Raw genomic sequence first — 13,327 nt, forward strand, 5'->3', positions numbered from 1 at the left:
CGGCAAATAACCACTAATCATTGACAATTAACCATTGAAAAACAGCCCTGAAAGGGAGAGATAATTCAGCCCAATGCGGAGCGGAAGCGAAGCGTTGGGGAAAAAGCAATATCCCCGTTGGGAGGGCTGTAAGCCTGACGTAACCATTGTCGTACATTCGCACATCCATTATTAATGGTAAACGCCGAACAATCTATCGCGTAATTTGGAATAAACCGTAGGGATAGGAACAAAAAAAAGAGGCTGCGTTGCAAAAAAATGTTGACGCAGCCTCTTTTTTTTTGTATCTGATTCCTCAAGCTTTCAGCCCGCACGGTCGGCAACGGCTTTTCTCCCCTCTTCCTTCTCAGGCTTGGGAGCGCTCAATGTCTGACGGTACAACGCCTCATTAGCCAGCACTTCCAACGCTTTCTGCAAGGCCTTGTCGCCTTTCAGGTTCTCGATAAGTTCCCCCTCCTGATAATAATACCGCTTGACAATCTCGGTTGTAATAAGTTTTTTGATATCTTCCTTATACCGTTCGAGGTCACGATCCAAATCAGGCTTGAGTTGAGCTTCGAGCGCCGCAAAAACCGTTGTATCTTCAGATAAATACCCTTCAAACTCAGCCACCTCTTTGAGGTTCTTTAAGGCCTTCTCGCTCTGCCGGTCGTACGTAAACTTCGCATCTTTCAAGCGTTGCTTGAAGACTTCGTAATCAACGTCCGGATAAACGAACTCTTCAGCCGGTGCGATCGTCGGATGCGCCTGCACCCAATCGGTGACGTAGTCAAACAACGTAAAGTCGTTCAATAAATAATACAGCATGGTTGGTGTTTTCTTCTCCTCCACTTCAAAATCAGGGCGAACACCTCCACCGTCGCGTACGGGACGCCCTTTCGAAGTATAAAAAACAGATGTCAAGCTGTCTGGAATAGCCGAGACACTCCCGTCGGTATGGCGATGGGCATAGTCCATGTGCTGAACACATCGTCCGCTGGGAATATAATATTTACTCATTGTTACTTTAACATTACCGTCGTAAGGCAAGTTGCGTGTCGATTGGACGAGTCCTTTCCCGAACGATCGGTTGCCCACCAGCACCGCGCGATCCATATCCTGCAACGCCCCGCTGACGATCTCGGCTGCCGAAGCCGAACTTCCGTTAATGAGCACCACCATGGGAATGACCGTATCGATCGGATCGACTGTAGTGCGATACGTGCGATCCCACTGTTTGATTTTGCCTCGCGTCGAAAGGACCTCCCGCCCCTTCGGCACGAAATAATTCACGATCTGAACGGCACTGGGCAGCAACCCTCCGCCATTATCGCGCAGGTCGAGAATCAACGAGGTAATCTGATGACGATTTTTCAGGTCTTCAAAAGCCTCTTTCACCTCCTGCGCACTCTTTTCCTTGAACCCGTCAAGGTAGATGTATCCCGTGTGATCACCATAAACACCGTAATGCACAACTTGTTTAAGCATCACTTGTTTACGTATCACTTCGAATTTACGCGGTTTCTTTTCGCCCGGACGCTGAATTTTCAATACCACCTTCGAGTTGGGAACGCCTTTGAGCAATTCGCTTACCTTCTCGCTAGTGGCCTTCGTAACGTCTGCCGTATCAATGCCCAGAATCCGGTCACCGGCCTTGAGTCCGGCCAGAGCCGCAGGCATCCCTTCGAACGGTTCGGTGATGATTACTCCCCCGTCACGCGAACGGATATAAGCCCCTACTCCGCCGTATTCACCGGTGATCAACATTTTCATATTGTCCATCTCCTGCTCGGGAAAGTATTCCGTGTACGGGTCCAGACCTTTCAACATGGCATCGATGCCACGTCTCACCATCTTATCGACCTCGACCGAGTCAACGTAAAACATATCAACTTCTTTCACAAGTGCATTGAGAATCTCCAACTGTTTACTAACCTCAAAACGGTTACCCTGCTGAGCGTCGAGTCCGTAAACTCCTCCCAATGCCAGCAAAAGGGAAAGGAGCAGTATATTTTTTAATCGTGACATGTACTGTTGTGTATATTATAAATGTATAAGGATGCAAAAGTAGGCATTTTCGCTACGCCTATGATATGATCTCACTTACTTTTAACTTTATTTGTTGCCAACGATCGGCCGGGATTTGCGGCCCGACGGTTTCAACCACATGAGAGGCCATCACGGCACCAATCGAAGCCATCTGCTTCAATGAGAGTCCTTGCGAATACCCGTACAAGAATCCGGCGGCAAAGTTATCGCCCGCTCCGGTTGTATCGACAGGTGCATGACTTAAGGCCGGTACATGTACTGTTTCGCCCTGATGTCCGGCCAATGCTCCGTCTCTCCCGATGGTCACTACCGAATATTCAACCTCTTTCATGATCTCACGAATGGCCTCAGCCGGAGCAAGGCCGGTATAAGCCTCGGCTTCGCTATCATTCGAGAAAAGAATATCTACATATTCGGGAATGACCTGATGCAACATCTCATGAAACCCGTGAACGATATTAAAGTTCGACAGATCAAGCGCAATTTTCAGTCCCAGCTTCTTTGCGCGACGCAGGATCGGATGAAACAGTTGCTCGTTCGAGATCAGATAACCCTCCATATAAAGACAGTCATACATACGTAATACGTCATCTGTAATCTCTTCGGCCGTCAATGTGGCTGCGGGACCGAGAAAAGTCGCCATCGTCCGTTCGCTGTCGGGCGACATCAACACCGTGCAGCATCCCGATATACCGTCCGTTTGCACGATATGCGGTGTCACACCGGCATCGTGTATCGCCGTTGTATAAAAACGGCCGTTCGCATCCGAGCCTACTTTACCTATATAACCGACCGAAGCGCCTAACAATGCAAGCGCACGCATCGTATTACATACCGAGCCGCCCGGAGCCTCCGAACGTTCCAGTCCCGACTGTTCACGCTGAATCGATCGCATCGTTGCTTCGTCGATCAAATCCATCGCTCCTTTCTTCATCCCGATAGTTTCCAGCGTTGTATCACTCTCCAGACGCAACAAAACGTCGAGTAATGCATTCCCAATTCCAATAATTTTCATCTACTCAAAAAAATTTTTGCACAAATATATTGCATATTTCGAAAATAGCCGTATCTTTGCACCGCAATTTTAAGAGAACAACACTCTTCCTTAGCTCAGTTGGTTAGAGCATCTGACTGTTAATCAGAGGGTCCTTGGTTCAAGTCCAAGAGGAAGAGCAAACGAGAGGGTGTGTTAAGACGCAATATGTTTTGGCACACCCTCTTCAGGTATGTAAGAAAGGATAAAATTCGGGGGCGTTACGGAATAAATTATCCCCATTATTGGGGATTTGAGCATACGGCTGGGGATGCTATCTTTGCAATCTGATTATAAAAGCCATGCGTGGATATATTATTGGGGTTATCATATGGTGCTCGGTCTGTACACAGGGTTTGTTCGGCCAGACGTTCACAATAACAGGTAAAATACTGAACAGCAAAAGTAAAGAGGGGGTGGGTTTTGCTGCCGTCTCGTTTGCGGATAATCGGTTGTGGACAGTGGCCGACGAGGCGGGACGATTCGTACTGAGAGATGTTCCCGGCGGCAAGACTGTATTGCTGGTTCATTGCCTCGGGTACGTCACAAAATCGTTCGATATCGAAGTCAAAAACGATATGCCGGAGCTTGTATTTCTGCTCGCGGAAGAGAATCTGGCGCTCGACGAAGTTGTAGTCACGGCGCGCCAGAAACCTCGCGAGTTGACAACATCCTATACCATTGACCGTACGACGTTGGACCATGCACAGATAACGAATGTGGCCGACATCCTCTCGTTACTGCCAGGTGGAAAAACACCTATAAATCAAAAACTTACAAAAGATCAACGTTTTGTATTACGGGCATATGGAGGCGAGAAAGGGAACGCTTCGTTCGGAACGGCCGTCGAGGTCGACGGAGTGCGGCTGCAAAACAACGCAGCCTTCGACGAGACGAGAGGAGTCGATGTGCGGAGCGTCAGCTCAACGAATATCGAATCGGTCGAAATCGTCACGGGTATCCCGTCGGTCGAGCATGGCGACTTAACGAATGGATTAGTGAAAATCCACACGCGCAAAGGGAAGACGCCGCTGACAGTCGATCTATCGACCTCGCCCGTAAACAAACAGGTAGCCGTCAGCAAGGGCTTTTCGCTCGGCAGGGATGCAGGCACGCTCAACACAAGCTTCGAGCATACGAAATCCGTTTCCGACCCGGCTTCTCCATACACATCGTACACACGCAATGTGTTTACGACGAACTATTCACATACGCTAAACAAAAGCCGGGGAATGCCACTCTCATTCGATCTGGGGCTAGCGGCCAATATCGGCGGCTACGATTCAAAAGCCGACCCCGATGCTTTCAAAGAGACATACACGCATATGCAAAATAACAGTCTGCGAGGGAGTGTAAGCGCCAAATGGCTGCTTAACAAGGCATGGATCACGAATTTGGAGTTCTCCGGATCGGTCAGTTATTCCGACCGGCTATCGAAGTTAAACACGAACAGAAGCAGTTCGTCGTCGCAAGCCTCTCTCCATTCGTTGGAACAAGGATATTTCATCGCAACGAACTATGACGAAAACCCGGATGCTCCCGTCCTCCTGCTTCCGCGCGGTTACTGGTACGTGTTACAATATCACGACAGCAAGCCCGTTCACTACGCAGGTAAGATCAAAGCCGACTGGCAGCATCTGTTCGGCTCCCTCTCGCACAAACTCATAGCCGGTGCCGAACTGAGTAGCAGCAGTAATAAAGGGCGGGGCGTTTACTACAACGATCTGCGCTATGCCCCGACATGGCGTCCGTACCGTTACAATGAAAAACCGTCCGTGAATAACATTGCCTGGTACATCGAAGACAAACTGAGCCTGCCCCTCAGGCAGAACGCCTCGCTGCTTGAAGTAACGGCCGGCATACGCACGGACATGACGATGATCCGCTCTTCAGCCTACGGTACCGTACAGAGCATCTCGCCCAGAGTCAATGCCAAGTGCACCTTGCGCAAAAATGCAGACGGCATGCTCAGCGACTTCAGCCTCTACGCAGGATGGGGAAAGTCCGTCAAACTCCCCTCGCACGAAGTGCTTTATCCCAGACCGACGTATTCCGACGATCTGGCTTTCGCCCCCGGCGCCATGGCCGACGGCAGCACGTTTTATGCCTACTACACCACCCGGACACTGCCTCGCCACAACCCCAACCTGCGCTGGCAGCATAACGAACAGTATGAATTCCGTACAGAGCTTTCCATCAGCGGTGTAAAGGTTCATCTTTCCTTCTTCCGAAGCCAAACCGTCGATCCGTATATCTGTACCCTCGAACATACGCCTTACTCTTATCGGCTGACCGATCAAAAAGCGCTTGAACAGAGCACCATTCCGTTACAAAACAGACAATATACGATCGACAGGGAGACGGGGCTCGTCACCGTCTCGGACAAGACCGGCGCACACAGCAGTCATGCGCTCGAATATACGACACGCGATACGTATAAGACCAACTACGTCTATCGGAACGGATCGCCCATCGAGCGAAACGGCATCGAATGGAAAGTCGAATTCCCACGCATCCCCTCTGTCAGAACAAGGTTTCTCCTCGATGGAAATTACTATCGCTACAAAGGAGTAGACGAAACGCTGATCGCATCAGTTCCCGCACAGTCCATGACGGACAATACCCCGTTCAGGTACATCGGCTATTACGTCGGCTCGTCGACCACCGCCACTTCGTACCGCACTGGAGGCAGCATTGTATCAACTATTCAGTCGGCGTCTCCTTCCGTCTCGAACGGGGGAATCTCCGAAGAAGTGAACCTGAACGTTACGACCGAAACGCATATCCCCGCGATCCGAATGATCTTTACCGTAAAACTCGAAGCGTCGTTATATCAATACAGTCGCCGGCTCAGTCAATACAAGGGGCGAAACTACGGCTTCGTAATGAGCAAACCGGAGCATCTTTCAGGCGAAGATACCGATATTTATCAGGGGGATGTCTATGTAGGTACTTATCCGCTGTATTACTCGACGTGGGAAGATCCCGATACGAAGATTCCTTTTGCCGAGAAATTTGCATGGGCGAAAGAAAACGACAAAGAATTATACACCGAATTGGCCAAAATGGTACTCAAATCGCCAACAAATTATTTTTTCAATCCGAACCGGATATCGCCGTACTTTTCTGCAAATATCCAAATTACGAAAGAAATCGGCAAATTTGCAACCATCTCCTTCTATGCCCACAATTTTTTCAACAACATGGGAAAAGTAAAGTTCTCGGAGAATCATATGGAGACCTCTTTATATGAAAGCGGGTTCATTCCGCAATTCACCTACGGACTGTCGCTGCGACTGAAACTATAACGAATATGATCTTAATTTTATATGTATAACTAATTAAAAAACAAGGTAAGATGAAGAAGATTTTTTATTTGATGATCAGTGCGCTGATTTTGTGCACGTCATGCAAGGATGATGAGAAAGATTTCCAAACCTTTGGAGTCAAAATCCAACTGGCTTATCCGCAAGGAAGCCCGTTTAAGCCCACCGAAGGCATAGAAGTAACCCTGACCGACATCAAAGGCTCGGCCTTGAAAGAAAAAACCGACAAGACAGGAACGGCCTCGTTTAACGTACCTTCCGGCGTTTATAAGGCATCGGCAACCGATACGCGTCAAAGCGGCGGCCATTCGTATATCTATAGCGGAATCACGGAAGAATTCACGATCTCGGCAGCTACATCGGCCAACCTGTTTGTGCTAAACCTTTCGGAGTCAAAGAAAGGACAGGTCGTAATCAAAGAGCTGTATATCTCAGGATGTCCTAAGGACGACGGGTCGGGAAACTTCAGTATGGATCAATATGTGATTCTATACAACAATTCCGCCCAACCGGCCAGCCTCGACAATCTATGCCTCGGGATGACATTCCCTGTGGCGAACTCCTTTACTCCCAATCAGGACTATAAAGGTGGTAAACTGTTCTATGAAAGCGAAGGATGGGTTCCTGCAGGCAACGGAATCTGGTATTTCCCAAAAAACGTAACGATCGAGCCGGGCAAGCAAATCCTGATTGCCTTAAACGGCGCGATCGATCATACAAAGACATATACGAAGTCGGTCGACCTCAGCAAGCCGGAATACTACTGTGCATACGATATTTCCGTATACGACAACACCTTTTACTATCCGGCACCTTCGGCCGCTATTCCGAGTTCGCATTATCTCTCGGCCGTAAAATACGGAATGGGTAATGGTTGGCCGCTGAGCAATACAAGCCCTGCCTTCTTTATTTTCACCACAAAAGACGTCACTCCTGCGGCCTTTGCCAACGATAAGAACAACCTCAATTACTACCAAGGCAAAATAACTCCGGTCTATGCACGTCTGAAAATAAAAGACGAGTGGGTGCTCGACGGCATCGAAGTATTCAAAGTCGGTCAAAAAAACAATCAAAAGCGTCTGACGGCAAAAGTAGATGCCGGATACGTCAATCACCAAAACGCGAAGGGCTATACGCTGTATCGCAACGTCGATCCGGATGCTACGAAGGCCGTGCCGGGCAATGAAGCGAAACTCGTATATAAATACGACAAAGGCACCGAAATCGACGGCAAGGCCAGCACCGACCCGAGCGGTATCGATGCCGAGGCATCGCTCAAGAAAGGGGCACGTATCATCTATATGGACAGCAACAACTCGACGAAAGACTTTCACCAGCGCCGGCAGTCTTCGTTGAAAGACTAATCGCGGAAGAGACACATGATAGACCGTATGCAGAAACGATTTTATATACGCATGCTGATGTGGATAGGCGGAGTGTTAAGCTCCGCCTGCATCGCAGCGCAAGACACGACGGGATACCCCGGACGGATCGATTACGGTTATATCAAACGTTCCGATGCGCGGCTTACCGGATACAATGCAACGGGTATCCGGTACCTGCCCGTCGGAAAGATGGCGGTGGCCGATGTCTTTGCCACAAAGGAAAACGGTGGGTTTATCAATTATCATCAGTCGGACGACAGCTACACGCTCGGCGCACAGACCGAGTCGTTCTTCCGTCTTTCGTCGCGCATCGTCTTCTTCGGAGGCATATGCTACCGGTATTTCACAGGCAAAGCTATGGGGGGGTCGGCCTTTATCGATCCTTACGAACAACCTTTCGACATTGTGGAATACACCGATACGACACGCGGCGTCAAAAACCTCGAAACGTACCGTTTGGCCGGAGCGATCAGCACCGACCTGACCCATCGGGTGACACTAAGCGCGAAGGTAGATTATCATGCCGCCAATTACGCCAAACAAAAAGACCTGCGCCATAAGAACAGGCTGCTCGACATGTCGGTCACAGCCGGAGCTTCATGGCGTCTTCACGAAACGGTCGAGCTCGGAGCCAATTATTTCTATCGTCGCAGTGTAGAAGGACTTAATTTCAACGTATATGGCACAACCGACAAACGATATTACTCTCTGATCAGCTATGGCGCGTTTTTCGGCGCCGTCGAAGAATTCGGAGAAACCGGCTACACCCAAAAGAATGACAATCCCCCCATGTATAACCGTTATCATGGAGCTTCGGTACAACTGCATATCAATCGCTCGGCCGATTTTCGGATGTCTCACGAACTGACGTACAAGCAGCGTGAAGGCGGGTATGGCAGAAAGGCTTCGGCAAAGGTGCTGCACAGCCGACATCATTCGGATATCTGCGAGTACAACGGGGCATTTCTGCTGAAAAGAGGTTCCGCCCATCACCGCCTCGACTTACATCTCGAAAACGAAAGTCTCGAGAACCTCGAAAACGTCTACAAACATGAAAGTCGGCCGGGCGGCACGACCGTGATCGTATATTACGATCCGCTGAAAGTAGCCGACAAGCAACGCTTGAACGCAAGCATCGGCTATACGGCCGACATCGGAGTGCGGAATTTCAATCCGCAATGGACGTTTAAAGGAGGCATCGACCTGTATCAACGAAAGCAAACCCTGTCGCTTTACCCTTATTACCGCAAACAAACGATCCGTTACGTACATTACCACGCCACCGCCGTGCGTAACTTCGTGAGAGGTAAGAACGAGTACGGTATTTCCATCGGCGCACGCTATACCTCGGGCGGAGGAACGATGGCTAAAGACGGTCAGTACGCAACACCCGGCGAAGACCAGACCAAGCCGAAATACAACGAACTATACCTCGCCCGCGAATACGAATACCTTACGGCCGCGCAGATCAGAGGCAACGTAGCGCTCCAATATTCGAGGGTTCTCAATGCGAACGGTACCCGCGGCTATGTGGCAATGAACGGTACGCTGACTCGGGGATTCAACGTGAAACACCTCGAAGGCAATCGCTTCGTCTCGCTCACCCTTCGCTTCGGATGCCTCTTTTAACGGATATTCCGCGATAGAGGTTTTTCGGTTCTGTCATCGAGATAAATCACAACTGTGATTTATTAAAAACAATTTGCGGGAGATAAATCTTCGCACAGATTTATTACAAACAACGATGCGGGAAATAAATCTTCACACAGATTTATTACAAACAATTTGCGGGGAATAAATCTTCACACAGATTTATTACAAACAATTTGCGGGAGATAAATCTTCACACAGATTTTTTCGTTTTACCGCTCTTCCCCCCTTTGAAGGGGGGCTGGAGGGATGTTCCTCAGTGCTCGGATACCGTGTACCCGACATAACAATTGACAATTAACCATTGACAATTAACCATTAATTTGTCATTCAGAGCGAAGCGATGAATCTCTTTTTCCGTTACTTTTGGCTTGACCCAAAAGTAACCAAAAGGTCAAGGCTTCGTGCGCTTCACACGCCTTCGCGACGCTCGCAGGCCGGAAAATCAGGTAACTCGCTTCGCTTCGGACAGCCTGATTTTCTTTCGCCCCGCTCGCTGCTCCGTCGGCTCATCGCCCGAGGCCCAAGACCCAAGACCGCACGCTGAATGCTGAATGCTGACGGCTGACTGCACTGCATTCCCCCTTTGAAAGGATGACATCCCCCTTTCGCTCCGCTCTTCCCCCCTTTGAAGGGGGGCTGGGGGGATGTTCCTCAGCGCTCGGATACCGTGTATCACGCATAACAATTGACAATTAACAATTGACAATTAACCATTAATTTGTCATTCAGAGCGAAGCGAAGAATCTCTTTTTTGTCACTTTTGGCTTGACCAAAAAGTAACCCAAAGGTCAAGGCTTCGTGCGCTTCACACGCCTTCGCGACGCTTGCAGGTCGGAAAATCAGGTAACTCGCTTCGCTTCGGACAGCCTGATTTTCTTTCGCCCTGCTCGCTGCTCCGTCGGCTCACCGCCCGAGGCCCAAGACCCAAGACCGAACGCTGAATGCTGACGGCTGACTGCACTGCATTCCCCCTTTGAAAGGATGACATCCCCCTTTCGCTACGCTCTTTCCTCCCTTTGAAGGGGGGCTGGGGGGATGTTCCTCAGCGCTCGGATACCGTGTACCACGCATAACAATTAACAATTGACCATTAATTTGTCATTCAGAGCGAAGCGATGAATCTCTTCCCTTTACCCCGCGAGATTCCTCACGGTGTTCGGAATGACAAGAGGAGGTGTTCGGAATGACAAAGATTGTTATTTGCGTTGATTTGCGCCCATTTGCGAAATTTGCGTTCGGATGGCCGTTGCGCTCGGATACCGTGTACCACGCATAACAATTGACAATTAACCATTAACAATTGAATTACGTCAGGCTTACAGCCCTCCGCCGAGATGCGATGCCTTTTTTCCCAACGCTTCGCTGCGCTCCACATTGGGCTGAATTAATGCGCCCTTTCAGGGCTGTTACAACGGTCAGCAAACAAATCAACAACTCAACAATTAAACAACTCAACATCTCAACAACTAAACAACCAAACACCTAAACCCCTGAATTAAATTCATTCTTATTTCTTCTATCGCGGAATCCGGGTTTATTAAAAACAACGATGCGGGAGATAAATCTTCACGCAGATTTATTAAAAAACTCAGAGCCCCGAATTTAATACTCGGAGCTCTGATTTTGCAATTCGGGGCATCAACGTCGCGCCCTCTTTCGGCCTATCTGTCTGAACAACGGAAAAAAGATGTGCCGGTACTTCCTGTTTGGCTTAAGACTCGTAAACTACACGCCCTTCGCACACGATTCGCCGGAGGGGATGAGCCTTTGCCCACCCACAACGGGTAAAAGTATATACCGCCTTCTTTCCGAGCAATGCCGAACGGAGGTCTTCTATCGAATAACGGTCTTCTCCTCTATTGATGTACAGGCAGATGCCATTCCCCGTATCTTGAAAAACAATGTCTTTCACTCCTCCCGAATAAATCTCGTCCATCACATACTCCTCGCATGTGCTCTCGGTCGAGCTGACGGCAACAACCCCAAGAGAAAACATCGCTATCACCACGAGCGATACCAATGCGATCACAACCGTCGAGACACGGCCAAGTCCTCCCTTTTTCTCTTCATCCGATTTCTTCTTCATGACTCATTTTTTTTAACAAATAAATATTTTTTCATACAATCTCATGACAAAGGTAGAAAAAGAAAACAGAAAACCGGACTTCATAGCAAAAACTTTTTTATTGTGTCTCATCAACAAGAGGCGGAAAATTTATCTCCTCTCTCCCGCGGACAAAGCTTTTCATTCCGACGCAAAGAGGCTTTGCGAGTTTTGCAAAATATCTGCTTCTATACCCGCGCCATCGAGTATGGTATGAAAAAGAAAATCGGTATGATAGCGTTTGTTTCTGTTTTGTAGCAGTCGTTCGTACATTCCGGGCTTCGCCTCGCGATAAGCATCGGAAAGCCAGACGATACAAGCCGGATTATGAGCGGCATCGACCGTGTTTGCGTGAAGCCACAAACCATCCTCTCCGAGCGCTTCGCCGTGATCGGACAGATAGATCATCAGCGCCTTACGGTCACGAAGTCGATTAATGATACAAGAGATAAAGTAATCGGTAAAAACGACCGTATTATCATAGGAGTTAATCATTTCTTCCGATGTATTGGCCGTAACGATACGACTTTTCGTTTCAGGCACGAACCGTCGAAACTCGTCCGTATAATGCGCATTATAATACCAATGCGATCCTATGGTGTGCATAATCACCAATCCTCCGTCCGTCATGTCGGGTAGTACCGTGTCGAGAGGCGGAAGCAACAACTCATCCGTCCAATGATCAAACACGTAATACGATTTATTGATATTCCCATAAATCAACCGGTCGCATTCTTCCATAAAATAAACATACGTTTTGGCCGGCTCCTGATTGCCCAGCCAGACAGTAGGAAAACCGCAACGTTTGAACAGATCGACGAAGGAGCGTTCGCTGTCGGCACGTTCGGGCGCCAGACTGTCGGCACGGGTCATGATATGCGCGATGCTCGGATTCGTATACGTATAGGGGGAATAGATGTTGGGAAACGAAACGACGCTTTCGGTCGCAAGAAGAGGGGTCGTGTTACGTGCATAGCCGTTCAGTCCCAAATGATCGGCACGCAATGATTCTCCGAGAATCAGTACGACCAGCGGCTTATCGACGGGTGCGGTAACTTTGCCGGGAAGCGGTTCTCGATAACTCCGAGCTGTTTTCTTTTCGGCAAAATAACGCTGAGGAATAAAGTACAGATTCATCGGGATACGTTCCGTCATCGGACGTCCGATACGGGGTAATTGAAATACCACAATCGTCAATGCTACAGCCAAAACAACATGTAAAGCAGGCAAGGGCACTACCGGTAACTTACGAAAGCGATATACAGCAAAGCCGACTCCGGCCAATAAGCTGGCGATCATCGTCAGGATAAGCCAGACACTGATCAACTCTTGCGTAATTTTATGGTCGTTGTCAAGTGCCGCATCAAAGATCATCGTCGTAAAAATAGTGCCGGTCGTGTATCGGAAATAAGTCAATACACCGGACAACACGCATACGAGGGGATAGATGCTTGCAAAAACATATTTATTGATCGAAAGCAAATAGAAAACCGGAAATATCCCGATCAGGATGGCCAGCCATTGAGAGAAAAGGATCAAGCGGTCGGTGAGAGCATGGGTGGGAGCCGTGAAGAAGTCGGAAGCCGTATACGCAAGACCGACAAATAAGGTAGCAGCTCCGGCGAATAGCCAGACGGATAGGTGTTGTTTAAACTTTTGCATCAAAAAAATTCTCTTCCGTTATTTCCTGCTCCATACCAGCTACGACAAAGACTGACATGCAACCGGTCATCATATAAATTCGTTTCATAAAATGGGGAGTATTTAATGAGTAAATAAAAATATCATCCGCCATACG

Annotated in this window: 10 protein-coding genes and 1 tRNA gene; 4 read left to right on the top strand and 7 right to left on the bottom strand. The window is 48.8% G+C overall.

All coding sequences use genetic code 11. The features are described from left to right. Positions 1-303: 303 nt before the first annotated feature. Both BFO_RS12425 and BFO_RS12430 read right to left on the bottom strand, forming a co-directional pair. A complete protein-coding gene (locus BFO_RS12425; protein WP_014226119.1) occupies positions 304-2,007 on the bottom strand; it encodes a S41 family peptidase in 1,704 nt (567 codons plus the stop codon). Positions 2,008-2,065: 58 nt separating this feature from the next. Beyond that, positions 2,066-3,043: an adenosine kinase gene (locus BFO_RS12430; protein ID WP_014226120.1), complete on the bottom strand. Its 978-nt coding sequence runs from the start codon at positions 3,041-3,043 to the stop codon at positions 2,066-2,068. An 84-nt stretch (positions 3,044-3,127) separates the two neighbouring features. On the opposite strand from BFO_RS12430, the gene BFO_RS12435 reads away from it, so the two are divergent. The 4 genes from BFO_RS12435 to BFO_RS12450 all read left to right on the top strand — a co-directional run bounded on the left by BFO_RS12435 (position 3,128) and on the right by BFO_RS12450 (position 9,401). Continuing rightward, positions 3,128-3,201 (top strand) — tRNA-Asn (locus BFO_RS12435). A gap of 162 nt (positions 3,202-3,363) precedes the next feature. Further along, positions 3,364-6,369 carry a TonB-dependent receptor gene (locus tag BFO_RS12440; RefSeq protein WP_041590935.1) on the top strand — a complete coding sequence of 1,002 codons (3,006 nt, stop codon included), beginning with the start codon at positions 3,364-3,366 and terminating at the stop codon, positions 6,367-6,369. Positions 6,370-6,419: 50 nt separating this feature from the next. Then, on the top strand, positions 6,420-7,751 hold the full coding sequence (locus tag BFO_RS12445; RefSeq protein ID WP_014226123.1) for a DUF4876 domain-containing protein: 1,332 nt from the start codon (positions 6,420-6,422) through the stop codon (positions 7,749-7,751). Between the two features lie 27 nt (positions 7,752-7,778). Next, positions 7,779-9,401, top strand: coding sequence for a DUF6850 family outer membrane beta-barrel protein (locus tag BFO_RS12450; RefSeq protein WP_041591373.1), 1,623 nt, complete (start codon positions 7,779-7,781; stop codon positions 9,399-9,401). Between the two features lie 432 nt (positions 9,402-9,833). Here the strand turns inward: BFO_RS12450 and BFO_RS15705 are convergent, their stop codons facing one another. From BFO_RS15705 to BFO_RS15715, 5 genes are all read right to left on the bottom strand, one after another. Then, positions 9,834-10,001, bottom strand: coding sequence for a hypothetical protein (locus BFO_RS15705; protein ID WP_157755324.1), 168 nt, complete (start codon positions 9,999-10,001; stop codon positions 9,834-9,836). 229 nt (positions 10,002-10,230) lie between these two features. Continuing rightward, the gene (locus BFO_RS15710) at positions 10,231-10,413 is read right to left on the bottom strand and encodes a hypothetical protein (protein ID WP_141729178.1); all 183 of its coding nucleotides are present in this window, start codon (positions 10,411-10,413) and stop codon (positions 10,231-10,233) included. A 723-nt stretch (positions 10,414-11,136) separates the two neighbouring features. After that, positions 11,137-11,511, bottom strand: a complete 375-nt coding sequence (locus tag BFO_RS12455) for a hypothetical protein (protein ID WP_014226128.1) — start codon at positions 11,509-11,511, stop codon at positions 11,137-11,139. Positions 11,512-11,670: 159 nt separating this feature from the next. Then, positions 11,671-13,191, bottom strand: coding sequence for a phosphoethanolamine transferase (locus tag BFO_RS12460; protein WP_014226129.1), 1,521 nt, complete (start codon positions 13,189-13,191; stop codon positions 11,671-11,673). Beyond that, positions 13,178-13,324 (bottom strand): hypothetical protein, encoded by a 147-nt coding sequence (locus BFO_RS15715; protein WP_014226130.1) that lies wholly within the window; start codon positions 13,322-13,324, stop codon positions 13,178-13,180. The genes BFO_RS12460 and BFO_RS15715 overlap by 14 nt, the downstream gene beginning before the upstream one ends. Positions 13,325-13,327 lie beyond the last annotated feature (3 nt).

Source organism: Tannerella forsythia 92A2 (genome assembly GCF_000238215.1).
In the GTDB taxonomy this organism is placed as follows: Bacteria; Bacteroidota; Bacteroidia; order Bacteroidales; family Tannerellaceae; genus Tannerella; species Tannerella forsythia.